Annotated in this window: 27 protein-coding genes; 11 read left to right on the top strand and 16 right to left on the bottom strand. The window is 71.9% G+C overall.

Annotated features, from left to right (window positions below; translation table 11 throughout):
• Window positions 1-16 precede the first annotated feature (16 nt).
• A complete protein-coding gene (locus tag VA596_RS40600) occupies window positions 17-766 on the bottom strand; it encodes an NAD(P)H-dependent oxidoreductase (RefSeq protein WP_323334711.1) in 750 nt (249 codons plus the stop codon).
• A 71-nt stretch (window positions 767-837) separates the two neighbouring features.
• On the opposite strand from VA596_RS40600, the gene VA596_RS40595 reads away from it, so the two are divergent.
• Window positions 838-1,836, top strand: coding sequence for a GlxA family transcriptional regulator (locus VA596_RS40595; protein ID WP_323334709.1), 999 nt, complete (start codon window positions 838-840; stop codon window positions 1,834-1,836).
• Window positions 1,837-1,856: 20 nt separating this feature from the next.
• Complete coding sequence (locus VA596_RS40590) at window positions 1,857-2,741, top strand: transglutaminase domain-containing protein (RefSeq protein ID WP_323334707.1); 885 nt, start codon at window positions 1,857-1,859, stop codon at window positions 2,739-2,741.
• Here VA596_RS40590 and VA596_RS40585 read toward each other — a convergent pair whose 3' ends face one another.
• The 3 genes from VA596_RS40585 to VA596_RS40575 all read right to left on the bottom strand — a co-directional run bounded on the left by VA596_RS40585 (window position 2,742) and on the right by VA596_RS40575 (window position 5,800).
• Window positions 2,742-3,344, bottom strand: coding sequence for a TetR/AcrR family transcriptional regulator (locus VA596_RS40585; RefSeq protein ID WP_323334705.1), 603 nt, complete (start codon window positions 3,342-3,344; stop codon window positions 2,742-2,744). It abuts the gene before it with no gap.
• A gap of 706 nt (window positions 3,345-4,050) precedes the next feature.
• The gene (locus VA596_RS40580; protein ID WP_323334704.1) at window positions 4,051-4,875 is read right to left on the bottom strand and encodes a class I SAM-dependent methyltransferase; all 825 of its coding nucleotides are present in this window, start codon (window positions 4,873-4,875) and stop codon (window positions 4,051-4,053) included.
• Window positions 4,876-4,945: 70 nt separating this feature from the next.
• Window positions 4,946-5,800: a sigma-70 family RNA polymerase sigma factor gene (locus VA596_RS40575; protein ID WP_323334703.1), complete on the bottom strand. Its 855-nt coding sequence runs from the start codon at window positions 5,798-5,800 to the stop codon at window positions 4,946-4,948.
• Between the two features lie 64 nt (window positions 5,801-5,864).
• On the opposite strand from VA596_RS40575, the gene VA596_RS40570 reads away from it, so the two are divergent.
• A complete protein-coding gene (locus tag VA596_RS40570) occupies window positions 5,865-6,881 on the top strand; it encodes an alkene reductase (protein WP_323334701.1) in 1,017 nt (338 codons plus the stop codon).
• Here VA596_RS40570 and VA596_RS40565 read toward each other — a convergent pair whose 3' ends face one another.
• On the bottom strand, window positions 6,882-7,220 hold the full coding sequence (locus VA596_RS40565; protein WP_323334699.1) for a VOC family protein: 339 nt from the start codon (window positions 7,218-7,220) through the stop codon (window positions 6,882-6,884).
• A 117-nt stretch (window positions 7,221-7,337) separates the two neighbouring features.
• On the opposite strand from VA596_RS40565, the gene VA596_RS40560 reads away from it, so the two are divergent.
• Entirely contained in the window at window positions 7,338-7,769 is a 432-nt protein-coding gene (locus tag VA596_RS40560; protein WP_323334698.1) for a hypothetical protein, read from the top strand.
• A gap of 1 nt (window position 7,770) precedes the next feature.
• Here the strand turns inward: VA596_RS40560 and VA596_RS40555 are convergent, their stop codons facing one another.
• Complete coding sequence (locus VA596_RS40555; RefSeq protein WP_323334697.1) at window positions 7,771-8,808, bottom strand: C40 family peptidase; 1,038 nt, start codon at window positions 8,806-8,808, stop codon at window positions 7,771-7,773.
• A gap of 81 nt (window positions 8,809-8,889) precedes the next feature.
• Here VA596_RS40555 and VA596_RS40550 point away from each other — a divergent pair, with 81 nt between their 5' ends.
• The 5 genes from VA596_RS40550 to VA596_RS40530 all read left to right on the top strand — a co-directional run bounded on the left by VA596_RS40550 (window position 8,890) and on the right by VA596_RS40530 (window position 12,595).
• Window positions 8,890-9,690 carry a biotin--[acetyl-CoA-carboxylase] ligase gene (locus VA596_RS40550; protein ID WP_323334695.1) on the top strand — a complete coding sequence of 267 codons (801 nt, stop codon included), beginning with the start codon at window positions 8,890-8,892 and terminating at the stop codon, window positions 9,688-9,690.
• Between the two features lie 85 nt (window positions 9,691-9,775).
• On the top strand, window positions 9,776-10,342 hold the full coding sequence (locus VA596_RS40545) for a PH domain-containing protein (RefSeq protein ID WP_323334693.1): 567 nt from the start codon (window positions 9,776-9,778) through the stop codon (window positions 10,340-10,342).
• A complete protein-coding gene (locus VA596_RS40540) occupies window positions 10,342-11,271 on the top strand; it encodes a hydroxymethylglutaryl-CoA lyase (RefSeq protein ID WP_323334692.1) in 930 nt (309 codons plus the stop codon). Before VA596_RS40545 ends, VA596_RS40540 begins: the two co-directional genes overlap by 1 nt.
• A gap of 110 nt (window positions 11,272-11,381) precedes the next feature.
• Window positions 11,382-12,338: a TNT domain-containing protein gene (locus VA596_RS40535; protein ID WP_323334690.1), complete on the top strand. Its 957-nt coding sequence runs from the start codon at window positions 11,382-11,384 to the stop codon at window positions 12,336-12,338.
• Entirely contained in the window at window positions 12,335-12,595 is a 261-nt protein-coding gene (locus tag VA596_RS40530; protein WP_103353123.1) for a hypothetical protein, read from the top strand. Before VA596_RS40535 ends, VA596_RS40530 begins: the two co-directional genes overlap by 4 nt.
• Before the next feature lie 62 nt (window positions 12,596-12,657).
• Here VA596_RS40530 and VA596_RS40525 read toward each other — a convergent pair whose 3' ends face one another.
• Both VA596_RS40525 and hisN read right to left on the bottom strand, forming a co-directional pair.
• Entirely contained in the window at window positions 12,658-15,900 is a 3,243-nt protein-coding gene (locus VA596_RS40525; protein WP_323334688.1) for a GH92 family glycosyl hydrolase, read from the bottom strand.
• Window positions 15,901-16,035: 135 nt separating this feature from the next.
• Window positions 16,036-16,821 carry a histidinol-phosphatase gene (gene hisN / locus VA596_RS40520; RefSeq protein ID WP_323334841.1) on the bottom strand — a complete coding sequence of 262 codons (786 nt, stop codon included), beginning with the start codon at window positions 16,819-16,821 and terminating at the stop codon, window positions 16,036-16,038.
• Window positions 16,822-16,863: 42 nt separating this feature from the next.
• Here hisN and VA596_RS40515 point away from each other — a divergent pair, with 42 nt between their 5' ends.
• Together VA596_RS40515 and VA596_RS40510 are read left to right on the top strand one after the other, a co-directional pair.
• A complete protein-coding gene (locus VA596_RS40515) occupies window positions 16,864-17,559 on the top strand; it encodes a response regulator transcription factor (RefSeq protein WP_323334840.1) in 696 nt (231 codons plus the stop codon).
• A 3-nt stretch (window positions 17,560-17,562) separates the two neighbouring features.
• A complete protein-coding gene (locus VA596_RS40510) occupies window positions 17,563-18,846 on the top strand; it encodes an ATP-binding protein (RefSeq protein WP_323334686.1) in 1,284 nt (427 codons plus the stop codon).
• Here VA596_RS40510 and VA596_RS40505 read toward each other — a convergent pair.
• The 8 genes from VA596_RS40505 to VA596_RS40470 all read right to left on the bottom strand — a co-directional run bounded on the left by VA596_RS40505 (window position 18,843) and on the right by VA596_RS40470 (window position 26,332).
• Window positions 18,843-19,217, bottom strand: a complete 375-nt coding sequence (locus VA596_RS40505) for a hypothetical protein (RefSeq protein ID WP_323334684.1) — start codon at window positions 19,215-19,217, stop codon at window positions 18,843-18,845. The genes VA596_RS40510 and VA596_RS40505 overlap by 4 nt on opposite strands.
• A 3-nt stretch (window positions 19,218-19,220) precedes the next feature.
• Window positions 19,221-19,853, bottom strand: a complete 633-nt coding sequence (locus VA596_RS40500) for a helix-turn-helix transcriptional regulator (RefSeq protein ID WP_323334838.1) — start codon at window positions 19,851-19,853, stop codon at window positions 19,221-19,223.
• Window positions 19,854-19,944: 91 nt separating this feature from the next.
• On the bottom strand, window positions 19,945-20,595 hold the full coding sequence (locus VA596_RS40495) for a response regulator transcription factor (RefSeq protein WP_323334682.1): 651 nt from the start codon (window positions 20,593-20,595) through the stop codon (window positions 19,945-19,947).
• 18 nt (window positions 20,596-20,613) lie between these two features.
• The gene (locus tag VA596_RS40490) at window positions 20,614-21,462 is read right to left on the bottom strand and encodes an NAD(P)H-binding protein (protein WP_323334680.1); all 849 of its coding nucleotides are present in this window, start codon (window positions 21,460-21,462) and stop codon (window positions 20,614-20,616) included.
• 10 nt (window positions 21,463-21,472) lie between these two features.
• Window positions 21,473-22,768: an MFS transporter gene (locus VA596_RS40485; protein ID WP_410171964.1), complete on the bottom strand. Its 1,296-nt coding sequence runs from the start codon at window positions 22,766-22,768 to the stop codon at window positions 21,473-21,475.
• 240 nt (window positions 22,769-23,008) lie between these two features.
• Entirely contained in the window at window positions 23,009-23,536 is a 528-nt protein-coding gene (locus tag VA596_RS40480; protein ID WP_323334678.1) for a GtrA family protein, read from the bottom strand.
• A 38-nt stretch (window positions 23,537-23,574) separates the two neighbouring features.
• Window positions 23,575-24,084 carry a GtrA family protein gene (locus tag VA596_RS40475; RefSeq protein WP_323334676.1) on the bottom strand — a complete coding sequence of 170 codons (510 nt, stop codon included), beginning with the start codon at window positions 24,082-24,084 and terminating at the stop codon, window positions 23,575-23,577.
• Between the two features lie 10 nt (window positions 24,085-24,094).
• Window positions 24,095-26,332: a sigma-70 family RNA polymerase sigma factor gene (locus tag VA596_RS40470; RefSeq protein WP_323334674.1), complete on the bottom strand. Its 2,238-nt coding sequence runs from the start codon at window positions 26,330-26,332 to the stop codon at window positions 24,095-24,097.
• Between the last annotated feature and the right edge of the window lie 188 nt (window positions 26,333-26,520).

Raw genomic sequence — 26,520 nt, 5'->3', positions numbered from 1 at the left:
TGGCCTTCACGGACCGTTAGCCGAGGTGGATGGCGAGGCCGGTGGCGCCCGGTGCATGGGCGGGGTGGAGAACGAGGTCGTCGTCGTAGTCGCCGCCGTTCTGGGTGCGGAACGGGATCGGCTTCGCGGTGTCCAGCGTGTGCAGCCGCGTGCGCAGCAGGTCTCGCGACTCGGCGAACTGCTTCGGTGAGACCCGGTCGGCGCCGTAGATCGCGACCGGTGGCAGGACCGACATTCCGGCGTAGAACAGCGTTCCGTGGTGCAGGGGGAACAGGATGTCGTTCAGCGGGCCGTTGATCCCGCGTGGCCCGAGGGCCGGCTTGCGGGCGCCCGCGCTCAGGACCACCATCGCGCGTTTGCCCGCGAGCACGCCGTCGCCGTAGCGGAGGGTGCGGCCGTAGCCGAACCCCTTCACGAACACGCGGTCGAACCAGCCTTTGAGGATCGCCGGCATGCCGTACCACCACAGCGGGAACTGGACGACGACCGCGTCCGCCCACGCCAGCTTCTCGTGCTCGGCCACGATGTCCGGGCTCAGCTCGCCGCCGGCGTACGCGCGGGCCGACGTCGCCCCGACGACCAGCCGCTCGTCCCCGGCTTCCGCGCCGAAGTCGCCGGCGTCGACCACCGGGTTCCACTTCATCGCGTACAGGTCCGATTCCCGGACGTCGTGTCCGAGCTCCCGGAGCGTCCGGAGCCCGTCGTCACGGAGGGCCCCGCCCAGCGAGCGGGGCTCGGGATGCGCGAATACCCACAACACGTTCATGACCTCGATGGTCGCGCCGTTCGCCGTCGCGATCGAGTGGCCTGATAGCCAACCTGTGCAAGAATCGGGCCATGGCCGCATTCGTGCACCCGGACCGACACCACGTCGCCGTGCTGGTCAGGCACGGCATGCTCGTGATGGAGCTCGGCATCGTCCACCGCCTGTTCGGGCAGGCCCGCTCGGCGTCGGGCGAGCCGCTGTACGAGGTCGTGACCTGCGCACTCGAGCCGGGACCGATCCGTACCGACGCCGACTTGACCATCCCCGTCGACCACGGCCCGGAGGCCATCGCCAAGGCCGACACGGTGATCGTCCCGGCGTCCAGCGCCGAGTACGAGCCCATGGCGCGGGTGCTGACCCCGCCGCTCAAGGCCGCGCTGGAGCTGATCCCGGCGGGCGCGCGGATCGCGTCGATCTGCACGGGCGCGTTCGTGCTCGCCGCGGCGGGCCTGCTCGACGGCCGCCCGGCCACCACCCACTGGCGCTCCGCCGAGGAGCTCCAAGAGCGCTTCCCCGAGGTCGACGTCGACCCCTGCGTGCTCTACACCGACGACGGCACCGTGCTGACGTCCGCCGGCGTCGCGGCCGGGATCGACCTGGTGCTGCACATGATCCGCCGCGACCACGGCGCGGCCGTCGCCAACGAGGTCGCCCGCGGCACGGTGGTGTCCCCGCACCGCGAAGGCGGCCAGGCCCAGTTCGTCCGGCGGCCGGTGCCGGAGCCCCGGACGTCGTCGACCAAGGCCGCCCGCGCGTGGGCGCTGGAGAACCTCCACCGCCCGCTGACGCTGCGCGAACTAGCCGCCCGCGAAGCCATGAGCACCCGCACGTTCACCCGGCGCTTCCGCGAGGAAGTCGGCATCTCAGCCCTGCAGTGGCTCACGCAGCAACGCGTCGAGCGCGCCCGGCAGCTCCTGGAGGAGTCGGACCTCCCGGTCGACCGCGTCGCCACCGAGGCCGGCTTCGGCACGTCGGCGTCGCTGCGCCAGCACTTCCAGGCCGCACTCGGGGTGTCACCGAGCGCGTACCGCTCGACGTTCCGCGGCGAACTGGCTGCCCAGGCCGGCTGAATCCCGCTAGCGTCGCCACCATGGACGACTTCCACGTCAGCCACAGCCGGTTCACCGACCCGGGTGCCCAGGCGGACTGGCTCGACGGAACCCCGGGCGACGTCGCGGCTTTGCGTGAAGCCTCCTCTCAACTGGTCTTCCACTACTGGGCCCAGGGCGACATCACGCAGCACGGCTTCCCCGCCTCGCGCGGCGAAGAGATCAACCTCCGCTACGCCGAGGACATGTTCGCCCGCCTTCGCGAACTCGACCCTGCACCGCCCGGCGGCCCGCGCGAGCCGCTGCATCGGATCGTCGGCTGCTGCCGTGACTTCACCCTCCTGTTCGTCTCGATGGCCCGCCATCACGGCATCCCGGCCCGCACCCGGGTCGGGTTCGCGAGTTACCTGGTGCCCGGCTGGTACCTCGACCACGTGGTCGCCGAGGTCTGGTTCGACGGCGCGTGGCGGCTGGTCGAGCCGCAGCTGCCCGCCGGCTTCCACGACCCGGTCGACGGCTCGGCTCTCGACCTCCTCGACGTCCCCCGCGACCGCTTCCTGGTCGGCGCGGACGCGTGGACCGCCGCGCGGGCCGGCGACCTCGACCCGGCCCGGCTGGTCGTCTCACCGGACCTGGACGTGCCGTTCCTGCGCGGCCTGCCCTACGCGTGGCACAACCTCGTGCTCGACCTCGCCGCGCTGAACAAGCACGAGATGATCCTGTGGGACCTCTGGGGCAGCCTCGGCGACGACGCCGAGGTGGCCCCGGCCGACCTGGCCCGCGCGGACGAGCTGGCCGAGCTGATGCCCGACCCGGACATCGAGCAGCTCCGCGTGGTCTTCGAAGCCGAGGACGTGCGGGTGCCGCCGGTGATCCGCTCGGTCACTCCGCCGGGGCAGGTTCCGGTCGAGGTCGTGCTGCGGTGACTACGGCGCGATGCCGTGCAGGACGGTCCTGACCACCGACTCCGGCGAAGGCGGGTCGAGCGGGCCGGTGTGCGGGAAGACCGCGCCCATGACCGACTCGTGGCAGAAGCCGACCAGGACGGCCGCCGCGGCGTCCACTTCGGACTCCGGCGCCAGCCTGCCGAGGGCGCGCTCCTCCCGCAGGTAGGCCACCAGCCGGTCACGCCAGTAACCGGACCGCTCGCTGATCTCCGCGAACCGCGCCAGCACCGCCGGACGGCCGACCAGACCACCGAACGCCGGGACGATCACCCGGTGCAGGGCGAGGCCGAACTCGAGGTGACGGCGGAGGTTCCCGTCGAGGGTGCCTTCACCCGCCACCGGCAGCTCGCCCAGCTCCGCTTCCGTCGTGCGGACGTACTCCAGCAGGGCCCGGGCCAGCAGCTCCTCCTTGTCGGAGAAGTGGTTGTAGAGCACTCCGTCGGCGACGCCGGCCGCGCGGGCGATCGCGCGCACGGTGAGGCCGGTCGTGCCGTGCGTGGCGATCATCTTCTCGGCGGTCTCGACCAGCAGGTCGTGAAGCGACTGCCCGTCGCGCTGAGCCGCGGCTTTCCTCGGTGACATCACCGCCATCGTAGGGGCATGGGCAGGGTTTCCTTTCCGTGGCGAGCCGAGCTGGGAGGGGGTGGGCGGATTCGTGAGGGCGAAGGAGCGCCGGGCTGCCGGTGTGGTGGGCAGCGTGAGAGGTGAGTCGCGGTGGCGTGAGTTCTGGCGGTGGTGGCTGTGGGGCGGGGCTTCCTTTCGTGCCGGGCCGCGCGGGGCTGGCGGTGAGGCGGTTTGGCTAGGTCGGGAGAGCGCCAGACTGCTGGTGCGGTGTGGTCGAGGACTGCGCGGGAGGCGTGGTGCTTGGTGAGTCGCCGTGGCGTGAGTTCTGACTGTGGTGGCAAGTGGCTGTGGGTGGGATTCCTTTCGTGATGGTCCGCGGGAGGCGGGTGGTGAGGCGTTCGGGGAGGCTGCGAGAGAGAGCGCCGCGCTGGTGGTGCGGCGGGGTGGAGGACTTCGCGGGAACTGTGGCGGTTGGTGAGTTTGTGGTGTGGGTTTGGTGGTGGGCGGGCTTCCCTTTCGTGGCGGGTCGCGCGGGGATGTGTGGTGTGCGGTCTGGTGAGGGCGAGGGAGCGCCGGGCTTCCGATGTGTCGCCGTGGTGGGTTTGGTTGTGGTGCGACGGTGGCTGTGGGCGGGACTTCCTTCCGTGACGAGTCGCGTCGAGGCGGGGAGGGGGCGGTGGTGGCGGACAGCGCAGGAGGGGGCCTCGGTGGGAGGTGGCCCGGGTCAGGGTCTCCTTCCTGTCACGAGCCACGCCGTGCCGCGTAGGTTTACTGCTTCTGGGGTCTCGAACGGTTTCAGTGCCTCTGTGAGCGCTTCCCTTGCCCGGCTTGCGGTTTCGGTGTCCACCTGGGCCAGGTGGTGGCGGACCGGGCCCCAGTTCGTGATGAATGCTGTTGCGTCCGGGATGTTGCGGCCCCAGGTTTGGGCGGCCTCTACGTGGGTGCACTCCACGCTCTCGAAGCCTGCTTCGATCAGTACCGCGCGGGTGCGGGACGGGTCGGCGAAGGAGGTTGGGCCGGTGCCGTCCGGGCCGGTCGGCTGGGGTAGGTACGGCGCCATCGCGCCGAAGACCCGGCCCAGGTCCGTGTCCGCCAAGGCCGTCATGCACAGGAAGGCGAGCCGGCCGCCGGGGCTCAGGGCCCGGTGGACGTTTGCGAACGCCGCCACCGGGTCGGCGAAGAACATCACGCCGAAGCGGCTGATCGCCAGGTCGAACGTACTTGCCGGGAACGGGTGGACCTGGGCGTCACCCTGTTCGAACGTCACGTTCGGGATTTCCGCCGAGCGCGCACGCGCCGTCGTCAGCATCGGGCCGGACAGGTCTACGCCCGTCGCGGACGCGGCCCGTGCGGCTGCCGCCCGGGTCAGCTGGCCGTTGCCGCAGCCGATGTCGAGTACCCGGTCCGATGGGCTCACCAGATCCAGGACGAAGGGGTTGAACCCGCCGTTCACGCCGTCGTAGCGGTCGGCGTGCGACGCCCAATGCTCTCCCTCGTAGCCGTTCCACGCCTCGGCCTGCGCTGTGTTGACGACCCGCACCCCAGTCATCCTCTGCTCCTTCGTTATGAACACACGTTCATGAACACGTGTTCATACTCCCGCCGAGGGAGAGACCACGTCAAGACCACGGACAGGTGATCCGCAGCGAAGCCAGCCGGACGGGGTCGGCGATCACGTCGTAACCGGTCACCCGCTCGCCCTCGATCGTCACCGCGAGGGCCAGCACCAGCCGGCCGCGCGGGGCCACGACGACGCCGACCGCGCCGTCCACCAGGGCCGTTTCCGCGAAGTGGGCCCGCTTCCCGAACACCTGCGTCTCCTGCGCCACCGCTCGCGCCCCGCGAACCTCGAGGGGTGCTCCCGCCGGCAGCGCGGCCGCGTCGGCGCGCCGGACGACGTCCGGGGCGAGCACGGCCAGCAGCTCGTCCAGATCACCGCCGCGGGCCGCCGCCAGGAACGCGTCGACGACCCGGCGGTGCCGCGTGAGGTCGGCGGCGGGCAGGGTGGAGGTGCCCCGGACCCGCGCCCGCGCGCGGCTCGCGAGCTTCTTCGCCGCCACCGGCGTCCGGTCCAGCACCGGCGCGATCCGGTCGAACGGCACCGCGAACAGGTCGTGCAGCACGAACGCGACCCGTTCGGCCGGGCCCAGCGCGTCCAGCACGACGAGCAGCGCGCGGCCCACCGCGTCGGCCAGCTCCACCTCACCCGCCGGATCGGCGTCCGCGGACGCCTCCGGCAGCAGCTCGACCGGGTCCTCCCGGCGCGCCTTCCGCGACCGCAACGCGTCGAGGCAGACGCGGGCGACGACCGTGGTCAGCCAGGCCGCGACGTTGTCGACGCCGTCCGTGCGGCTTAGCCGCAGCCACGCCTCCTGGACGGCGTCGTCCGCTTCGGCCGCCGAGCCCAGCATGCGGCAGGCCAGCCCGCGCAGCCTGCCGCGCTCGGCCTCGAACCGCTCCGCCAGCTCGTCCATCGGTCACCTTCCGCTCGCCCGGGCCGTCGACCTCATGACGATTCTCCGCGACCCGAGGTGACCGATGAGCTTGCTGACCCCTGCCGACCTGGGCGGATGGCGCCTGCCGAACCGCGTCGTGCTGGCGCCGACGACCCGCGCCCGCGGCAGCGTGCCCACCGATCTGCAGGCCGAGTACTACGCGCGGCGGGCGGGCGCCGGGCTCGTCGTCACCGAAGGGACCTGGGTGAGCGAACGGGCGGTCGGGTTCCGGAACGTCCCCGGGGTGTACACCGGCGAGCAGGTCGCGGGGTGGCGGCGGGTCACCGACCTCGTGCACGCGCTCGGCGGGCGGATCGTGCTGCAGCTGTGGCACACCGGCGCGGTGTCGCACGCGGAGCTCCTCGGTGCGCGGCCCGCGGGGCCGTCCGCGGTCGACCCGGAGGAGACGGTGTACCTGGCCGGTGGACGGCAGCGGACCGAAACCCCGAGGGAGCTGACCGTCGAGGAGATCCGGCGGATCGTCGAGGACTACCGGACGGCCGCGGTGAACGCCCGGCGCGCCGGGTTCGACGGTGTCGAGGTCGCCGCGCACGGCGTCTACCTGCTCGCGCAGTTCCTGCAGCCACGGCTGAACCGGCGCCGCGACGCCTACGGCGGTTCGGCGCGGGCGCGGCGGAAGCTGGTGCTCGACGTCGTCGACGCCGTGGCCGGGACCGGGATCGCCGTGGGCGTGCGGCTTTCGCCGTACTGGACCGGGGGACTGTTCACTGTGGACGAATCCCTGCGGCGCGATCACGACGACCTGGTCCGTGCACTGGACCAGGTCGCGTACCTGCACCTGCGAGGACCCGACACCGGACCGGACTTCGCCGCTTTCGCACGCTATCGACGCCTGTTCGACGGGCCGCTGATCGTCAACAACGGCTTCGACCTGGCCTCGGGAAACGCCGTGGTCGAGGCCGGGATCGCCGACGCCGTTTCGTACGCACGCCACTTCGTCGCGAACCCCGATCTGGTGACGCGGTTCGCGCTCGGCCGCGAGCTCACCGCCGGTGACCCGGCGACGTACTACGGCGGCGGGCTCACGGGGTACCTGTGATCACTCCGCAGCGCACCAAACGGCCAGCTCACTCCCTCCCGGCTCGCGGAAGTGGAACCGGCGCCCGCCCGGGAAGTCGAACGGCTCGACCGTCACCACCCCACCGGCCTCTTCCACCGCTTCGCGGGCTGCCGCCAGGTCGTCCGTGCGGATCGTGACCAGCGGCGCGCGGGCCTGTTCGGCCGCGTTCGCCTGGAAACCGAACGTGATCCCGGCGGCGCGGACGTCCGCGTACTCCGGTCCGTACGGCGTGGTCGCCCAGCCGAACGCGCGCTCGAAGAACCGGCCCGACGCCGCGGACGACGTGGACGGGAACTCGACGAAGTCGACTTCGTACATGCCGCGGACGCTAGCGGAGACCACCGACAAAACCGGTCGGCGAAATCGGCCGGATGGCCAGTCCGCCGCGACCGGACGACCGATGTGACGAGGCGGGCGGCCCGCGAAGCTCGTCGCATGAACACGAGCACGAAGATGATCGGCGTCGGCGCGGCCTTGGTGATCACCCTGACCGGGTGCGGGCTAAAGGAGGGCATCGACGAGAACGCCAACGGGCACGTCAAGACCGTCGACTTCGCGAGTGGCGCGGCGGGCAAGGCTGACCGGGACACGAAGCTGCCGGGTTGGGTGCCGGACCAGGCGCAGGCCGTCACGGAGGTCATCCGGACCACCGGTTCCGAGCGGATCCTGCGGTTCACGACCGCGAACCCGCCGCCGAGCTGCGTGCTCGGCGCCCCCGCGAAGACGGCGGCGACGCTGACCGCCGACTGGTGGCCGCGCGGCGCGGAGGGCCGGACCGACCGGATCTGCGACCAGGACTGGCACGTCTTCGCCGCGGACGGCGCGGTGTTCGCGTACAAGCCGGAGACGATCGCGCAGAAGCCGTGACTCAGGCGGGGCGGCCCGCGCCCGCGTAGTCGTCGCCCTTCGAGTGGTACGTGTGGATCTGGATCGCCTGTCCCTCGGTCGGCGCGTTGATCATCAGGCCGTTGCCCAGGTACAGCCCGACGTGGTGGATGCGGGTCGCGGGGCTGCCGTAGAACACCAGGTCGCCCAGCCGCGGCTCCTGCGACGGCGGGACCGCCGGGACCGAGCGGAACTGGCTGTCGGCCGTCCGCGGCAGCCCGACGCCCGCGCTGTCGTACGACGCCTTCGTCAGGCCCGAGCAGTCGAAGCCGGCCGCGCCCGCGTCCGGGCCGTTGCCGCCCCAGACGTACGGGAGGCCGAGCTGGCCGAGGGCGAAGCGAGCCGCCTGGACAGACGGCGTGCCCGCGCGGGACGGGTCGAGCGAGAGCGTCGCGTACAGCTGCGCCATGCCGAGCACGCGCTGGCGGAAAAGCTCGCTTTCGCTGCCCGGGTGGTAGGCCGCGACGGCCTTCCACCAGCCCGCGCCGGCGCCGAGGTCGGTGCCGCCCGCGCAGAGGGCCCGGCCGGCCGCGACCGGCGGCGAATCCGGGGTCGCGCCGTACTTCTTGGCCTGCGCCGCCGTCAGCCCGAGCGGGTTGTCGCCGCCACGGCCGTGGTTCGACGCCGCCGAGCCGACGCCGGCGAGCGTGACCCACGAGAGGTGGCACGACGGGTCTTCGCTGCGCAGGGTCAGCTCGCCGTTCGCGTAGCCGATGAGCGCGGTCGCGGGGATGTCGAGGGGCCCGGCCAGCTGGTCGGCCCACTGCTGCAGCGGCGACTTGCCGCCGGCACCGGACGCGCCCTGACCCGGCTCCTGGGCCTTGACGGGTGCGCTCACTTCGAGGACCGAGGGGCCCGACGCCGCCCCGGTGGCCGCCGGCAGGGGCGCGGGGGCCGGCGCAGGTTCGGGCGCCCGGTCCGCCAGCAGCCAGCCGGCGGTGACCAGCCCGGCGACGAGCGGCAGCGCGACGAGGCCGCGCAGGGCCGCCCCACGAGCCCAGGAAGTCGGCTTCGTCGTCACGGGGTCCAACTTAGAAGAGCGCACCTCTGTGTGAACGAGCGAGCGGCTTGCACGTTAGGGGGACTCCCATATGGTGGGCACATGCCTGAGATCGACGCTGCCCGGCTGACCGCGGCGCTCAAGGACCGCTACGCGCGGGTCGACGTCGTCGATTCGACCGGGTCCACCAACGCCGACCTGCGGAAAGCCGTCGACGAAGGCGCCGCGGACCGTACCGTTCTGCTCGCCGAGACGCAGACCGCGGGGGTCGGCAGGCGCGCGCGGTCCTGGAGTTCGCCGAAGGGCGCGGGGCTGTACCTGAGCGTCGCGCTGCGGCCGTCCGGCGTGTCGTTCGCGGCGCTCGGGTCACTGTCCGTCGTCGCCGGGCTCGCCGTCCGGGCCGCCGCGGCCGGTCTCGGCGTCGAGGCCGTGCTCAAGTGGCCGAACGACGTCCTCATCGGCCGCGCCAAGTGCGCCGGGATCCTCGCCGAGGCGGTCGCGGGCGCCGACCCGTCGATCGTGCTCGGGATCGGGCTCAACGTCCTGCCGCTCGGCGACGTCCAGCCGGGGCCCGGCGGGCTGCCCGCGACGTCGCTCGCCGAGCACGGCGCCACCACCACCGACCGCACCGACGTCGCCATCGCGCTGCTCACCGAGCTCGACGACCTCGAACGGCGCTGGCGCTTCGCGGCCGGCGACCTCACCGAAGCCGGGCTGCTCGGCGACTACCGCGCCCACTGCGCGACCCTCGGCCAGGACGTCGAGGTGCAGCTGCCGGACGGCACGTCGCTGGTCGGCCGGGCGGCCGACATCGACGCCGCCGGGCAGCTGCAGGTCGACATGGCGGGCGGCCAGCGGCACACCGTCTTCGCGGGTGACGTGGTGCACGTCCGCCCGGCCTGAAAGTTTGGGGCGTTGCACTCACCGGCCGGGCGTCTCGCCGGTACGGTGAGGCGACACCGCCACACCGACCTTGGGAGCGTCCGCCGTGGCCTATCCGGACGATTTGCTCAGTGAGCAAGAGCACGTCGTGGTGCACAGTCACCCGCACTTCAAGATGCTGATCTTCCCGACGCTCGCGCTGCTGGTCACCCTGGGCGCGGGCACCTGGCTCGCGATCCTCGCGAAGGACGCCGGCTCGCCGTGGAACACGGTCGGGCTGATCGCCATCGGGGTCGTGGCCCTCGTGCTGGTGGTGTGGCTGTTCCTGACGCCGTTCGTGCGCTGGCGCACCACCCACTTCATCGTGACCACCGACCGCCTCATCGCCCGCGAGGGTGTGCTGAAGCGCACCGGCATCGACATCCCGATGAGCCGCATCAACAGCGTCCAGTTCGAGCACGGGCTGCTCGACCGGGTCTTCGGCTGCGGCACGCTGATCATCGAGTCGGCGTCCGACGAGCCGCTGCGGTTCGAGGACATCCCGCACGTCGAGCGGGTGCACACGGTGATCTACCGCGAGGTCAACGACAACCCGCACGACGACTACCGGGCGCCCGGCCCCCAGCAGACCGAGCCGTTGCCGCCGCAGCCGCGCGGCGACCGCCGACGCTGATGGGCACGCGCGCACTGGGCCTGCCGGAACGGGTCCCCTCGGCGGGTGAGCTGCCGGAGCGGGTCACGATCTGGGAGGTCGGCCCGCGGGACGGGCTGCAGAACGAGAAGACGATCGTCCCGGCCGGGGTCAAGCTGGAGTTCCTCGACCGGCTCGCCGGCGCGGGCCTCACCACGCTGGAGGCGACCAGCTTCGTGCACCCGAAGTGGGTGCCCCAGCTGGCCGACGCCGAGGAGGTCCTGGCCGGGCTGGACCGCCGTGACGGCGTCCGTTACCCGGTGCTGGTGCCGAACGAGAAGGGCCTGGACCGGGCCCTCGAAGCCGGCGTCGAGCACATCGCGATCTTCGCGAGCGCGACGGAGACCTTCGCGCGCAAGAACCTCAACTCGTCGCTGGACGAGCAGTTCGCGATGTTCGAGCCGGTGGTCACGCGCGCCCGCCAGGCCGGCTTGGACGTCCGTGGTTACCTCTCGATGTGCTTCGGTGACCCGTGGGAAGGCGTCGTGCCGGCGAAGCAGGTCGCCGACGCGGGCCGACGGCTGCTGGAGCTGGGCTGCACGCAGCTCTCGCTCGGCGACACCATCGGCGTCGCGACCGCGGGCCAGGTCGAGAACCTGATCGGGCTGTTCGGCGATGTCGGTACTTTGGCCGTGCACTTCCACGACACCTACGGTCAGGCTCTCGCCAACACGCTGGCGGCGCTCCGATGTGGAGTGTCGACTGTGGACTCTTCGGCGGGCGGGCTGGGTGGCTGCCCGTACGCCGAGTCGGCCACCGGGAACCTGGCGACCGAAGACCTGGTGTGGATGCTGGACGGGCTGGGCGTCGCCCACGGCGTCGATCTGGACGCACTGGTGGCGACCAGCACGTGGATGGCGGGACAGCTCGGCCGCCCGAGCCCGTCCCGCGTGGTCGCCGCGCTGAGCTGACCTCGGTGCCGCCCGGTCGGGGCGGGTGCGGTATCAAGGGTGACCGGCAGCGCCGCGGCCGCGTCGAAGAGTTTTGTGCCCGCGGGCACCGACCGAGCCGGAGGATGGGTGTGACCGAGCCTTCCGAGGCGGGCTCAGAGCCGGTCGAGGCCGACCTCGACACCGGGCCGATCCAGCTGCCCGGGTACGGCCTGACGGATTCCGGCGCGTTCGAAGAGGCGCCGACCCCGCCCTCGGGCAACCCCGCGCCGTGGCCGCACGCGGTGTCGCCGCTGCTGCCGCCGTTCCCGCTGCCCCCGGCCCCGCCGCCTCCGCCGGCGCCGGCCGGACCGCCGCCGCCGGTGGCCGGTCCGCCGCCGAACCCGGGTTCGCCCGCGCCGTTGCCCCCGCTGGGCTCGCCGCGCAAGGAGCGGGAAAGCGTTGTCGCGCTGTTCCTGGTGCACATGTTCCCGATCGGGCACCTGCCGATCGCGATGGACCGGCCCGCGCTGCAGCTGCCGTTGCCCGACGACCCGGACGGCTTCCCGCCGAACGACCACCCGGACGCCCGGCTGATCTTCGACGACCAGGCCCTCACCAACGTCACCGCGGGCTTCCGCCGGTCGCCGACCGCGGCGCCGCTGCCGGTGCCGCGGTACGTCACGGCGAACTACGTCCCGTACGCGCACGCGACGCAGGCGGTGTGGATCCGCCGGTTCGTCGTCGGCGACGGCCCGCTCGGGCCCGAGTACGCCTGGCCGCCGGGGGAGCAGTACCCCGAGGGCGGGCTGTACTTCGCCGAGCCGGTGATGGTGCCGGCCAACACCGTGCTCGACCGCTTCGGGCCGGCGTACGGGCGCGTTTTCGCCGCGGACGGGACCCCGTTCGCGGAACGCTCCCTGCCGCCCGCGATGCGCGACGCCGAATACCGGCGCTACGTCGTGGTGCGGCGGGTGCCGATGTGGCGCTCGGAGTCCGCGCACTGGTTCGGCCAGGTCGGCGGCGGCACCCGGTACCGTGCCCTGCTGGGGGCGGACGAGCTCGTCACCCTCGGCTACCTGGCCGAGGCCAAGGGAGAGGACGCATGAACACGCAGTCGATCCAGCGCTGGCTCGGGGTACTGGGAGTGCCGCCGGAAGTCGTCTCGCTCGGCGCCGAGGTCGACAACGCCTGGTGCCTGATGCAGGGCGAGGACGAGGCGTGGGAGGTGTTCTGGCGCGAGCAGGGCAACCGCTACGACTGGGCGCGGTTCACCAGCGAACAGGTCGCGTGCCACTACCTCTTCGGCCGGCTGGCCTGGGCGCAGGTCGCCCGCGGCGCCGTCGGCCTGCTGCCCGGCAAGTGATCTTCCGTGAAGGCCACATCGAGGGACTCAGAGTCCCTCGATGTGGCCTTCACGGACTTGGGCTATGACACGGCGTAGGTGAAGATGTGCGCCGCGGCTGAGCCCGTGGAGGTGGGCAGGGTGATGCTGCGCACCTGTTTGGCCGGGTTCAGGGTGATCGGCGCCGTCGCGAACAGGTAGGACGTGTACGGCCGCGACAGCCGGAACATGTACCGCGGGAAGGCCGAGTTCACGTACGGCACCTGCGCGACGACGGTGTTCCCGAACTGCGGGGTCTCCGCGCCGCCCTGCAGCAGCCACTCCGACAGGCCCAGCGCGCCCTGCTGCGTCGAGCCGTCGGTGTAGGTGACGGTCACGTTGCCCTGCGCGTCACCGCCGGTCGCCGAGCCGAGGAACGACAGCTTCGTCGCGCCCGCCGGCGCGTCGACCGCAAGCGTTTGCCCCGCGGCGATCACGTTGTCCGGTGATCCCGCCGGGCTCGACGGCCAGGTGAACTCCCGCACCTTCGCGCCCGGCTTGACGCCGCTCGTGGCCAGGCCCTGCGCGGAGTAGGCGAACTGGCCCGGGTAGAGGTCCGTCCCGCCGAAGTCGCCGTACTGGACGAACCGGTCGTCCGTGACGCCGACGTTCGTGCTCGCCGCCTGCAGCGTTCCCGGCGTCCCGACGGTCACCGGCAGGTACGACGGCAGCTGCCCGCTGAACTCCACCGGCACGCTCGTGTACGCGTCCGGCGTCCCGGCGGCGGCCGTCACCTTCACCTGCTGTGACGCCTTGCCGTTGGGCCCCACCGTGAGCGTCCCGCTCGACGGCGTCACGGTGATCCCGGCCGTCGGCTTCGCGTGCCAGGTCACCTTGCCCTGGCCGGTGATGCCTTCGGCGATGACGGTCGCGGTCGTGGAGCCGCCCGGCGCCACGACGACGCGGCCCGGGCCGACGCGGCCGCGCACTGGCACCTCGCCGTCGCGGAAGGACGGCGGGGCGTCCGAAGCGCCGGAGCCCCACGACGTCGGCGACGTGCCGAGGGTGAAGTCGAGGCGTCCGCCGTTCACCGCGAACGACTCCGGCAGCCACGGCTTGGTGCTCGCCTTCCCGTTCACCGTCAGCGCGCGGACGTACTTCGCCGAGCTGGACGCGCCGGGCGCGGTGATCGTGATCCGCTGCCCGGTCGCCCGGGTGAGCGTGATCTTCGGGAACAGCGGGCTGGCCAGCACCATCTCGGCGCGTCCCGGCGCTTCCGGGTACATGCCGAGGGCGGCGAAGACGTACCACGCCGACGTCGCACCGAGGTCGTCGTTGCCGGGCAGGCCGTCCTCGGTCGGCTTGAACAGCAGCTCCGCCGAGCGGCGCACGATGTCCTGCGTCTTCGACGGCGCGCCCGCGTAGGCGTACTCCCACGGCACCTCGAACGACGGCTCGTTCGACATGAACGCGTAGGGCGAACTGGCGTCGCTGTTGAGCTTCGTGAAGAAGAAGTCGAGACGCTTCTTGACGGCGTCGTCGCCGCCCATCGCGTCGAAGAGGCCGCGGACGTTGTACGGCACCATCCACGTGTACTGCGCCGCGTTCCCTTCCTGGTAGCGCATTTCCTGGTACTCCGCGGGATCGAACGGCGAGAGGAACTGCCCGTCGCGCATCCGCGTCTGCAGGTAGCCGGTGGCCGGGTTGTAGACGTTCTCCCAGTACTGCGCGCGGGTCATGAACTGCTGGTAGGTGTTCTTCTGACCGAGCCGCTGGGCCAGCTGGGCGATGCCGAAGTCGGCGGTGGTGTCCTCGAGCATGTCCGAGACGTTGTTGGGGTGGTAGCCCAGCGTCTGGTAGTCGGACAGACCCGGGCGCTCGAGGGCGCGTTCACCCGCCTGCTGGACGCGCGTGGCGCCGGTGACCATGGACTTCAACGCCTGCGCCGCGTCGAAGTCCGTGGCGCCGAAGGCGTACGTGCTGGCGATGATCGAGTGGTACGGGTCGCCGCCCATCACGCCCATGAAGTCGTTGTTCTGCGACCAGCGGTCCCAGACGCCGCCGGCCTGGTTCGCCTGGTTGAGCATGGACTGCGCCATGTCGGCGGCCTCGTGCGGCGCGAGCATCGAGAGCAGCTGGACCTCGTCGCGGTAGGTGTCCCAGCCGGAGAAGTTCGCGTACTGCGCGTGGCCCGGCTTCGCGCGGTGGATCGCCTTGTCGAAGCCCGGATAGCGACCGTCCACATCGGAGAAGACGTTCGGCTGCAACAGGGTGTGGTAGAGCGCGGTGTAGAAGGTGCGCGTGGCCGCGTCCGTGCCGCCTTCGACGGCGATCTGGCCGAGACGCGCGTTCCACGTCTGCCGCGCCTGGGTTTTGACCGTCTCGAAGGAGTCGTGACGTTGCTCCGCGGCGACGTTCAGCCGCGCGCCGTCGGCGTCCACATAGGACAGGCCGACGCGGACCTGCACCGGCTTGGCCGGGTCGAAACTCAGGTAGGCGCCCGAGCCGCCGTCGGCGGTGACGACCTGCTTGTCCCAGGTCGTCTTGCTCAGGTCGCCGCCGCGGGCGCTGGTCGCGCCCGGCGTCACGGTGGCGTTCTGCCAGGTGCCGGACGCCGTGAACGGCTGGTCGAAGGATGCGGTGAAGTAGACCTTGTAGGTGTTGGGGCCGCGGCAGAAGTGCCCGCTGGAGACCCAGCCCTCGACGGTCCGCTTGGCCGGGTCGACGGTCACGGCCGCGTCGTCGCTGCCCATCGCGGACTGCGCGACGTCGATCAGGAGCGTCGCGGGGGAGTTCTTCGGGAAGGTGAAGCGGCCGAGGCCGGAGTGCTGGGTCGCGGTCAGCTCGGTGGTGATGCCGGAGTCGGTGGTCACCTTGTAGTAGCCGGGTGACGCGGATTCGTTGGCGTGGCTGAAGGTGGGAAAGTACTTGGTCGAGTCGACCGCAGGCGAGGTGCTGATCTGCCCGGCGAACGGCAGGAACGGGACGTCGCCGGCCGCGCCGCCGCAGCCCGCGCCGTTGAAGTGGGTGAGGCTGAAGCCGCGGAGCTGGTTCTCCTCCCAGGCGTAACCGCCGTCGCGGTCGCGGGCGTAGTAGCGGCCCTGCCCGGCGGGCGGCTTCGGTTGCAGGGGCGTGTCGGGGCTCCACTGCACCATGCCGAAGGGGACGTCGGCACCGGGGAACGTGTCGCCGGCGTAGGTGTTGGTCTCGGGGGTGTCGCCGGCCTTCGCGCCGACGAACGGGTTGACGTAGGCGGCGGGATCGGTCTGGTGGGCGGCGGCCGCCGGAGTGGCCGCGATGGCCGTGAACAGGGGAATGACCAAAGCCGCGGTGACGACTCTGCGCATGCTCTTCCTCCCGGGGTGAGCGGGTCACCGCGGGCTGACAACGTTGTCAGAAGACGCGGTGACCCGGCGAGCACTGGGAGTGAACCACCGGTGGTTCAGACCGGTCAAGAAGTGCCCGCCAAGCGGCCCATCCGGTTAACGCTTGAGGATCCCCAGGACGTCGTCGTGCAGGAGGCCGTTCGTGGACAACGCGCTCCCGTTGTCGTAGCGCGGCTTGCCGTCCAGGTCGCTGAACCGGCCGCCGGCCTCGGTGACGATCACCTGCGCCGCCGCGACGTCCCACGGGTTCACGATGCACTCGGCCGCGACGTCCAGCGCGCCCTCCGCGACCAGGACGTGGTGCCAGAAGTCGCCGAACGCGCGGGACTCCCAGCAGGCGTCGACCAGGTCCAGGTACTTCTCGCGCGAGTGGTGCTCGCGCCACGAGTTCACGTCCGTTGTGGACAGATAGGCGTCCGAAACCGACGAAACACCGGAAACCGACAGCTGACGCGTCCCGGCCGAATCGGAGGAGAACGCGCCGTCGCCCGTCGCCGCCCACCAGCGGCGGCCCAGCAGCGGGGCGCTGATCAAGCCGACCACCGGGTCGCCGTCGACGACCAGCGCGATCAGGGTCGCCCAAACGGGTACACCCCGCAGGAAGTTCTTGGTCCCGTCGATCGGGTCGAGCACCCACGCCCGGCCGGTCGCGGCCGAGCCGCCGCGCTCCTCGCCCAGCACCGCGTCGTCCGGGCGCTCGGCGGCCAGCAACGAGCGGATCGCGTCTTCGACCGCGGTGTCCGCGTCGGTCACCGGCGTGCGGTCGGGCTTGCGCTCGATCCTCAGGTCCAGGGCGCGGAAGCGCGCCGTCGTGATCGCGTCGGCGGCGTCAGCCAGCCGGGTGGCGAGGGCCAGATCATCTCCGTAGCCAGGCACGGTCACGATGGTTTCACGCCTCACCGCCGTAGAGTTGACCAGGTGAGCATGGTCCTACTTGCCGAAGACGATCCGGCCATCGCCGAACCGCTCTCCCGCGCCCTCGAACGTGAGGGATACGAGATCCACGTCGTCACCGACGGCCCTTCGGTGCTCGACGCCACCGCCGCCCAGCGCGTCGACCTGCTCGTCCTGGATCTGGGGTTGCCCGGGATGGACGGGCTGGAGGTCTGCCGCCGCCTCCGGGCCAACGGCACCGAGCTGCCCGTCCTGATGCTCACCGCCCGCACCGACGAGGTCGACTTCGTCGTCGGCCTGGACGCGGGCGCCGACGACTACGTCGCCAAGCCGTTCCGGCTGGCCGAGCTGCTCGCCCGGATCCGCGCGCTGCTGCGCCGCCGGGTGCCCGAGGTGCTCGAGGCCGGCGGGGTGCGGATGGACCTCGGGGCTCGGCTCGTCACCGTCGACCTGCACGAGGTGCAGCTGGCGAACAAGGAGTTCGAGCTGCTGCGCGTGCTCATGAGCCGCGCCGGGCAGGTCGTCAGCCGCGACGAGATCCTCGCCGAGGTCTGGAACGACCTCGAGTCGAAGACGTCCAAGACGCTCGACATGCACATGTCGTGGCTGCGGCGGAAGCTCTCCATCGCCGCCGACGAGGCCGCCGGCCGCAGCAGCAAGACCCACGACGGCGAACGCCGGATCGCCACGGTCCGCGGCGTCGGCTTCCGCTTCAACGCCGAATAAGCCGTGCGCCGCCGCATCCTGCTGGCCATCCTGCTCGCCGTCGCGGTGACGGCGGCGGTGCTCGGCATCCCGCTGGGCATCGTCGCGAGCTGGCAGATCGAGTCGAGCTACCGCGAGACGCTCGCCGAGAACGCTCGCGCCGCGGCGGCGATCCTCGACACGGAGATCGCGAACGGTCAGGACATCGACCTCGACCAGGTGCGGGCCGCGGTCCCGGCCAACGGCCTGCTGACCGTCCGCGCCAGCGGCCAGAACGAGAAGCGCTACGGCAGCTCCCCGGGCGAGGACACCGTCACCGAGACGGCCGACCTGGCCCGCGACGGCAAGGTCGAGATCGCCGTCCCGGCCGGCCCGATGCACGAGCGGCAGACGACCGTGACCCTCGTCGTCATCCTGCTGGTGCTGCTGTCGATCGGCACCGGCGCGGTGGTGGCGCTGGTGACGGCGCGGCGGCTGGCGAAACCGCTGCGGCACGTCGCCGAACGCGCGTCCCGCCTCGGCGGCGGCGACTTCCGGCCCGACACCAGCCGCTACGGCGTCGGTGAGCTCGACATGGTCGCCGAGGCCCTGGACGCGTCCGGTTCGGCGCTCGCCCAGCTCGTCCAGCGGGAGCGTCAGCTGGTCGGCGACGTCTCGCACCAGCTGCGCAGCCGGCTGACCGCGCTGCAGCTGCGGTTGGAGCCGCTGACCATGCACCCGGACGGCGAGGTGGCCGACGAGTCGAAGGCCGCCCAGGAGCAGGCGGACAGGCTCGCCGAGGCGCTCGAAGGGCTGCTGGCGGCCGCACGCGCGGCGCGCGAGGTCGGCGCCGAACCCGTCGACCTGCCCCACCAGCTGCCCCAGATGTCCCAGGAGTGGCGCGAGCTGCTCCGCTCGGAAGGCCGCAACCTGCGGATGCGCGTGGCCGACGGGCTCATGGCGCGGGCCACGCCCGGCCGTCTTCGCGAGGTCATCGGCGTCCTGCTGGACAACGCGCTGCGCCACGGCTCGGGCACGGTCAGCGTGGCCGCCCGCCGCGGCGACGCCGAGGGCACGGTGGTGATCGAGGTCAGCGACACCGGCTCCGGCGTCCCCGACGAGCTCGCCCCGCACATCTTCGAACGCGGCTTCTCCGGCGGTGGCTCCACGGGCGTCGGGCTGGCGCTCGCGCGGGCCCTGGTCGAGGCCGACGGCGGGCGGCTGGAGCTGTCGAACCGCCGTCCGGCCGTGTTCAGCCTGTTCCTCAAGGTCCCCAAGCCCAGCGACGTGCCCGAGGTGCGCTGGCCCGCCGAGCGCGTCCCGCGTTAGTCGGCGTCGGCCGTGACGAGCAGGACGAACCCGGCTCGCGCGGGCATGCCCAGGCTCGTCCACAGCTGGGCCGGATCGGTCTCGGCCAGGCTCAGCCGCAGGGACGGATCGGCGCCGAAGACGGCGTTCAGCGTGGCGTCGAGCAGCGCGTGCTCCTCGGCGACTTCGCGGGCTCGCGCGGTGACCAGGTAGGAGAGCGTGCAGCGGTGCGCCGCACGCTCCCCTCGCAGGGCGAAGAGGAACAGCTCCACGCTCCGCACCTGGGACTCCGTCTGCCAGGTCGGCTTCGGCGGGTCGAGCCGGATCTGCGTCCCCGCCGGCAGGCAGGGGCGCAGCAGCCGGCACAGCGCCTCGTCGACCTGGGCGATCATCGGTCAGATCAGCCCTTCGCGGAGGGCGTAGGCGACCGCGTGCGACCGGTTGCGCAGCTGGAACCGGTTGGTCACGTCGTGCAGGATGCTCTTCACCGTGCGCTGCGAATAGCACAGCTGATCGGCGATCTCCTGCGTCGAAAACCCCGACGCGACCAGGCGGAGCACCTCGGTCTCCCGGTTGCTCATGCCGCCCATGGTCATGCCGCGCGGTTCGAGCACCTGGCGCTGCAGGCGGGAAACCCGGTTCAGCAGCCGGCCGAGCAGGTCGGGCGGCAGCGCGCCCTCCCCGGCCGCGGCGGCCTTGACCAGCCGGACGAGCACCTCCGGCCCGGCGTCGGCGCGGCGGGCGACCGCGCAGACACCGTGCTCGACGGCGCCCAGGATCTCGTTGTCGTCGACCTCGCCCGCGACCAGCACGATGCGGGTGAAGCCCTGGTGGCGCAGTGCGGACAGCACCTTGCTCATCGTTTCGTCGAGCCGGTCGGCGACCAGCAGCGCGACCACGGCGGGGTCGGCCGCCCCGCCGTCCACCACCCGGACGTCGTCCCGCGAACGCAGCGCCATGCAGACGCCGTTGTGCAGGATCGGATCGGTGGCGCGGACCACCACCGGTGTCCTGTCGGATTCGAACATCGTCACCCAGTCCCCTCGAACGGTGCGAGCTCCCAGCCTGCCCGCCGGGGTGTCCCGGGCGCATGGGACCGGTGTCCCGATGTTGCTCGGTTCAGCCGCGCCCGAGCCCGGCCTCACGGGCGCGGACGATCGCCTCGGCCCGGTCCGCGACGTGCAGCTTCGCGAAGACGTTCGAGATGTGGTTGCGCACCGTTTTCGGGCTCAGGCACAGGGTGTTCGCGATGACGCCGTTGCTGTGCCCGGCCGCGATCAGCGCAAGCACCTCGCGCTCCCGCCCGGTCAGCTCCGGGAACACCGGGTCGTTCACCGGCGGCGGCTGGTTGAAGAAGCCGAGGACGCGGTTGGCGACGTCGGGACCGAAGATCGCCTCGCCCCGCGCGACGGCCCGCACCGCGCGGATGATCTCGTCCGGCTCGGCGTCCTTGAGCAGGTAGCCGCGGGCGCCGGCGCGCATCGCCGCGAAGACCGACTCGCTCTCGTCGGCCATCGTCAGCATCAGCACGCCGGCGCCCGGGCACTCGGCCACGATGTGCCGGGTCGCCTGGATCCCGGACAGGTCCGGCAGGTGCAGGTCCATCACCACGACGTCCGGACGCAGCGCGGCGGCGGCGCTGATCGCGTTCGCCCCGCTGGCGGCCTCGCCGACGACCTCGATCCCGGGTTCGACGTCCAGCAGCGTGCACACGCCGAAGCGGAACAGCGGGTGGTCGTCCACGACCAGGACGCGCAGGTGCTCGGACAACCGCCCACCTCCCCGTCGTCACCCCCGGTAATGGTAGGTGAACGCGGCCGCATTCTCACGCGCCCAATCCGGGAACGTTCGCGGCGGCTTGCCGAGCAACCGCGCGACGGTGTCGAAGACGACGTGCTCGTGCGCGGCGGACTCCCGCTTGAGCGCGAAGAAGCCGTCGACGGCTTCGACGGGCCAGCCGTACATCCGTGTCATGCGTTCGCGAGCGGCGGTTTCGGGCTCTTCTACGTACTCGATCGGGCGGCCGATCGCGTCGGAAAGGACGGCGACCTGCTGTTCGGTGGTGAGAGCTTCGCCTCCGGTCAGCTCGTAGGTCGCGCCCTCGTGGCCGGACGTCGTGAGCGCGAGGGTGGCGACCGCGGCGATGTCCCGGACGTGCACCAGCGCGGACGCCGGGTCGCCTTCGGGCACGTACACGGTGTTCTCCTCGCGAATCGTGCGCAGCCAGGCGAAGCGGTTGTCCATGAACGCGCCGGGCCGCAGGATCGTCCACGCCGGACCGGCTTCGCGGACGGCCTGCTCGGCTTCGGCGTGGGCGCGGGTGATCGGATCCGTCTGTCCGAAGTGGACGCCGGAGGTGGACAGCTTGACGAGGTGGGTGACACCGGCGCGGGCCGCGGCCCGTGCGATGGCTCCTTCGTGCCGGAACCCTTGCGTGAGCAGGAAAACGCGGTCCGCGCCGTCGAACAGCGCGGGCAGGTCGGCGGTTTCGAGGTCGGCTCCGACGACGTCGGCCCGCGGGTCGATCCGGGCCTTGGCCGGGTCACGCGTCAGCGCGCGGACCGCGGCGCCGGCGTCGAGCAGAGCGGGGACGAGGGCGCGGCCGACCTTGCCGGTGGCGCCGAGGACGAAGATCATGGGGTTTCTCCTAATGGTGGTTGCGCAGCGGGACGTGCGGGAGCGCGAACGCCGTGACGAGGGCGAGCGCGAGCACGGGCAGCAGGGCGAGGAAGACGCCGTGGGTCCCGGCGCGGTAGGCGAAGCCGAGCGCGACCGGGCCGAGGGCCGAGCCGAGCGCGCGGGCGAGGTTGACGCCGGCGGCGACCGCACCGCGGTCCGCGGCCGGCGCCGTGTTCTGCGTGGCCATCGCGAGGACCTGCAGGTTCAGCCCGGCCGCGAGCCCGAAGACGACGAGGCAGGACAGGACGAGCGGCAGCCCGTGCACCGTGGTGAGACCGAGCATCGCCAGGAGCCCGAGCGCCATGCTGAGCTGCGGCGCCCAGCGATAGTGGCCGGTGCGGGCGATGATCCGGCTCGCGACGGCCGACGAGACCGCCACGGCGATCGTCATCGGCACGAGCCGGAGGCCGCCTTCCGCCGGGCCGGCGTCGGCCTGCAGGAAGACCGCGATGTAGTTGATCGAGCCGAGGAAGGCGAACCCGGCGAGCACGCTGAGCACGGCGGACACGGTGAACGTCCGGTCGCGGAACAGCCGCAGCGGGAGCACGGGCGCTTTCGCCCGTCGTTCGACGAGGACGAAGGCGACGGCGGCCGCGGCGCCGAGGGCGATCGACCACGGCGTCAGCAGCGTGAACCCGGTGATCGTCGCGCCGAGCAGGACAACACCGGCGAAGTCGAACGGCGCGTCCTTGCGCCGCCGCGGCAGGTCGAGGCTCTTGAGCAGCACGACGGCGAGCAGGCCGAGCGGCAGGTTGACCAGGAAGATCGACCGCCACCCGGCCACCCCGGTGAGCAGTCCGCCGACGACGGGACCGGCGAGCGAGGCGACGGCGAAGCAGATCGAGAACCACCCGAAGTACTTCGCGCCTTCGCGAGGCGTGAACATTTCGCCGAGCGAAGCGCCGACGGAGACGAAGAGGCCGCCGGAACCGGCGCCCTGCAGGACGCGCCCGGCGACGAGCAGCCCGGCCGACGGCGCCAGGCCGCAAGCGACCGAACCGAGCAGGAAGAGGGCGAGCGCGCCCAGGAGCACACGTTTGCGCCCGAAGACGTCACCGAGCTTGCCGTGGACCGGCGCGGTGACGCTCCCGGCGAGCAGGTAGGCGGTGGTGACCCAGGCGTACGCCCCGGTCCCGCCGAACTCGGCGGCGACCCGGGGGAGCGCGGTGGCGACGACCTGGGCGTCGAGCATCGCGAGGAAAACGGACAGGAACAGCCCGATGAGGGCAGCTTTTTGAGCGCGCGAAGGCGCGGTTGTGATCAAGAGATGTCTTTGTGAAGGAAGGGACGAGAGATGTCCGGACGCGCGGAAAACGCGTCCCGTCGAGTCGGGAAAAGGCTCCATCGTCATCCGCGAACGGATGCGACCTCTTCGCGCTCGGAAACCACCTCGAATCGTCCCGCTCGCCCGGTGCGAACCCGGACGGCGTCTTCACGAAGGAACACTGACGAAGTTGACTGTAGACAACTACATGTCAGGAGACAAGTACTTTTGCGGGCGCGGTCAGCGCAGGCGGGTCACCGAGTCGCCGTCCCGGCGCCGCTCACCCAGCTCGTCCGGGAAGACCCACTTCTTGAAGCCCCAGAAGCGGAAGAACATCGCCAGCAGCATGCCGATGATCGACCCGCTCGCGAAGTCCGCGACCTCCTGCACCAGCCGCGTCACGTGCGGGACCTCGAGGTCCAGCACGTACCGCGAGACGTACAGCGGGATCAGGTTCACCACGACCGCGATGCCGCTGATCACGAAGAACAGTGCGGCTTCGTGGTGGCGTTCCCGCCCGCCGCGGGTGCGGAACGACCACTCGCGGTTGAGGATGTACGACACGATCGTCGCGACGATGATCGCGATCGCCTTCGCCGTGGTCGGTTTGGACTCCAGCACGCTCAGCTTCAGGAAGTACCAGACGCCGTTGTCGACCACGAACGTCGTGCCGCCCACGATCGCGAACTTCAGCAGCTCCCGGTGCTTGATCAGCACCGAACGCAGTGGCTCCGGCGTGCGCTTGAGCACGGTTTCCACAACGGTCACAACGGCCAGTCTAGGAGCACACCGCCGTGACCTGTGGTTCAGGCGGCCTTGCTGCCGTGAATGTCCGGATCGTCCGCGACCTCGGCGGTTTCGGCCAGCGATCGGGCGTCCTCGTCCGGGAACACCCACTTCTTGAACGCCCACCAGCGGAACACCGTGCCGAGCAGGGTGCCGATGATGATGCCACTGACGAAGTCGGCCACCTCGACGCCGAACGGTGACAGCCGCGGGGCCTGCAGGTCCAGCACGTACCGCGAGAACCACTGCGGCAGCGCGTTCAGGCCCAGCGCGATCCCGCTGAAGACGAAGAACAGCGCGGCCTCGTGGTGGCGCTCGCGGCCGCCGCGGGTGCGGAAGGACCACTCGCGGTTGGCGACGTAGGAAAAGATCGTCGCGACCAGGACGCCGATCATCAGCGCCGTGACCGGGTGGGTCCGCAGCACGGTGAACTTCAGGCCGTAGTTGACGGACATCGTGATCACGAAGCTGATCCCGCCGACAACGGCGAAGCGGAGGAGCTCGCGATGCTTTTTCAGCAGCTCGCGCACCGCGCGGACGCTACCCGGTCAGCCAGCCGAAACCCCTTTCGGGGGTGACCGTCGGCTGCTTCGCGCCCGGTTTGCCGGGAACCGGCGGGGCACTTGAAGTCGTCGTCGACGTGGATGGGGTTTTTGTCGGTTCCGGCTCGCTCGTCGCCGGCGGAGTGGTCTGCTTCGTCGGCGACGGCTTGTGCTTCGACGGCGTCGTCGTGGCCGACGTCGAGGGAGTGGTCGGCGGCGTGGACGGTCCGGGCAGCGGGTCCTTGCCGCACCAGTGGTGCCAGCAGCCGAAGTCGACGGTCACCGGCCCCGCCGACGCCTTGCCCAGCTGCGCGCCGATCGTCACCTGCCCGTCGTCGGGACGGCCCTTCAGCCGCACCCACAGGTTGACGTGCTGGCCGGGCGCCACCGCACCGGTCGTCGTGCAGCTCGCGCCCGCCGCGGTCGGCGTGCACGGGAAGCCGCGCAGGCTCCACCACTGCCAGAGGGCGTGGTCGAAGGTGACCGTGACCGGCCGGGTCGTCTCGCCGGTGTTGCGGACGCGCACGTAGACCAGCGGGTTGCGGGTCCAGGGGAACGCCGAGAGCCCGTCGCCCTCCGCTTCCAGGACCACGGCGTCCGGCGGCTGCTTCACGGTGACCTTGACGGTGACCTCGACGCTGATCTGCACGCCGGCCGTGACCGAGCCCGTCACCGTGCCGCCGGTCGCGTCCTCGTCGGCCTCGAGCCGGAAATTCAGCGTCGCGCTCTGGCCGGGCTGCAGGCCGACGCCCGTCTTGCACGTCACCGTGCCTTCGCCGCCCGGGCAGTTCACCGAGATCGGGGCGGGCGCGTCCTGTGCGAACGCCATCGGCGCGCCGCCACCGCCTGTTTCGACCGCGCGGACGCCCGGCGGCAGCTTCAGGGCCGCGGCCACCGGCTCGGACACGCTCCCGCCGTCGTTGCGCACGGTGATCGGCAGGCTGACGGGCCCGGCGCCGGGCTGCAGCTCGACGCCGTCGGGCGGGGTCGTCGCGGACACCGACGGCGCGGGCGGCGCCGTCGTGGGGGTCGGCGTGGGCGCGGGCGGCTGCTCCGCGGGCGGGACCACCGGCGGCGGCGCGGGCACGACCGGCGGCGCGGCGGGCGGGGCCGGCGGGGCCGGCGGAGCGGGCGGTGCCGGGGGAGCAGGCGGCGCCGGCGGCTGCGGGGCCGGCGGCTTCGGCGGCGGTGGCTGGACCGGCTGGACGATCGGAGGCGGCACCTGGGCCGCGACGGGGACCTCCTGCGCCCCGCCGCCGGCCGTCAGCGCGATGACGACGGCCGCGACGACCGCCGTCCCGGAGGCGGCGACCCCGGCGAACTGGCGGGGTCCCGCGGCGGCGGCACCGGCCGCCGCGCCCGCTTTGCCACCGGCGGCCGCGGCCCCGGCGGCGGCCGCACCGGCCGCCGCCGCGGTGGCCGCGCTCGCCTTGGCCGCGCCGATGGTCGCGAGGTAACCCAGCGCGGCGCCGCCCAGGACGATCGGGGCGATGATCGCGCGCAGGCCGCCGTTGACGTCGGCCAGCTCCGCGGCCAGCGCCCGGCAGTTGTCGCACTCGTCGAGGTGGCTCTCGACCTGGGCGCGTTCCCGCTTGGACAGCCCGTCGCGGGTCCACGCGCCGAGCCGCTCGGCGCAGGCGCGGCAGCGTTCCTCGGCGTTCTCCTGCAGGTGGACCTGCAGGTACGCCTGCCGCAGCCCTTCGCGGGCGCGGTAGGCGAGCGCGGAGACGCCGTTCGCGGTCAGTCCCAGCAGCGGCGCGACCTCGGCCGGGCTCTGCTGCTCGATCTCGGTGTGCCAGAGCACGGCCTGCCAGCGTTCGGGCAGCCGTGCGAACGCCTTCGCGGCCATCGTCCGCTCGAGCCCGGCGACGGCGGTGTCGGAGAACGGGACGGTGAGCGCCTCGGCGGAGACGTCGGTCATGTCCTCGTTGAGGTCGACCCGGCGCTCCTTGCGCGTCCGGTCGTACGCAGTGTGGCGAAGGGCGGTAAGAAGGTACGCCCGGAAGGCCGTATCCGGGCCCTTGCCACCACGGAGCGTGTCCAGCACTTTCGCGAAGGCCTCGGACACCAGGTCGTCGGCCTCGGAGCTCGAGCGGGCCAGCTGACGAGCGAGGTTGTGCGCCGCGCCGGTGTGGCGTTCGTACAGACCGCCGTACGAAGCGATCTTCCCGGCGCGAACCTCCGCGATCAGCTCGGCGTCACTCTTTCCGCTGAGATCGGCGGGAATGGTGGACACGGCACTCCTCGGTCGGCTAAGGCCAGGACCTGCCATTACAGGCGGGTCCGGGTCACGAGGCAAGTGTGACTGACCCGGTCGGAACGGTCACGTCGTGGTGGGGGTGAAGCCACCGACGGCGCAGCAAAATCACCCACCCTCGGCGAGCGCCGTGGAAAAGCTTCTTAACAAAACTGGTGAGTACGCCG

It is taken from the genome of Amycolatopsis heterodermiae (genome assembly GCF_034929455.1).
Classification (GTDB): Bacteria; Actinomycetota; Actinomycetes; order Mycobacteriales; family Pseudonocardiaceae; genus Amycolatopsis; species Amycolatopsis heterodermiae.
This window is presented reverse-complemented; position numbering and strand designations above follow the sequence as displayed.

Coding starts and splice junctions, on each gene's coding strand:
- VA596_RS40560 (WP_323334698.1), top strand. CDS start 7,338: ATGAACACGAGCACGAAGATGATCGGCGTCGGCGCGGCCTTGGTGATC.
- VA596_RS40530 (WP_103353123.1), top strand. CDS start 12,335: ATGAACACGCAGTCGATCCAGCGCTGGCTCGGGGTACTGGGAGTGCCG.
- VA596_RS40505 (WP_323334684.1), bottom strand. CDS start 19,217: ATGATCGCCCAGGTCGACGAGGCGCTGTGCCGGCTGCTGCGCCCCTGC.
- VA596_RS40540 (WP_323334692.1), top strand. CDS start 10,342: ATGGGCACGCGCGCACTGGGCCTGCCGGAACGGGTCCCCTCGGCGGGT.
- VA596_RS40570 (WP_323334701.1), top strand. CDS start 5,865: ATGAGCTTGCTGACCCCTGCCGACCTGGGCGGATGGCGCCTGCCGAAC.
- VA596_RS40550 (WP_323334695.1), top strand. CDS start 8,890: ATGCCTGAGATCGACGCTGCCCGGCTGACCGCGGCGCTCAAGGACCGC.
- VA596_RS40585 (WP_323334705.1), bottom strand. CDS start 3,344: ATGTCACCGAGGAAAGCCGCGGCTCAGCGCGACGGGCAGTCGCTTCAC.
- VA596_RS40525 (WP_323334688.1), bottom strand. CDS start 15,900: ATGCGCAGAGTCGTCACCGCGGCTTTGGTCATTCCCCTGTTCACGGCC.
- VA596_RS40565 (WP_323334699.1), bottom strand. CDS start 7,220: ATGTACGAAGTCGACTTCGTCGAGTTCCCGTCCACGTCGTCCGCGGCG.
- VA596_RS40500 (WP_323334838.1), bottom strand. CDS start 19,853: ATGTTCGAATCCGACAGGACACCGGTGGTGGTCCGCGCCACCGATCCG.
- VA596_RS40590 (WP_323334707.1), top strand. CDS start 1,857: ATGGACGACTTCCACGTCAGCCACAGCCGGTTCACCGACCCGGGTGCC.
- VA596_RS40600 (WP_323334711.1), bottom strand. CDS start 766: ATGAACGTGTTGTGGGTATTCGCGCATCCCGAGCCCCGCTCGCTGGGC.
- VA596_RS40515 (WP_323334840.1), top strand. CDS start 16,864: ATGGTCCTACTTGCCGAAGACGATCCGGCCATCGCCGAACCGCTCTCC.
- VA596_RS40575 (WP_323334703.1), bottom strand. CDS start 5,800: ATGGACGAGCTGGCGGAGCGGTTCGAGGCCGAGCGCGGCAGGCTGCGC.
- VA596_RS40580 (WP_323334704.1), bottom strand. CDS start 4,875: ATGACTGGGGTGCGGGTCGTCAACACAGCGCAGGCCGAGGCGTGGAAC.
- VA596_RS40490 (WP_323334680.1), bottom strand. CDS start 21,462: ATGATCTTCGTCCTCGGCGCCACCGGCAAGGTCGGCCGCGCCCTCGTC.
- VA596_RS40595 (WP_323334709.1), top strand. CDS start 838: ATGGCCGCATTCGTGCACCCGGACCGACACCACGTCGCCGTGCTGGTC.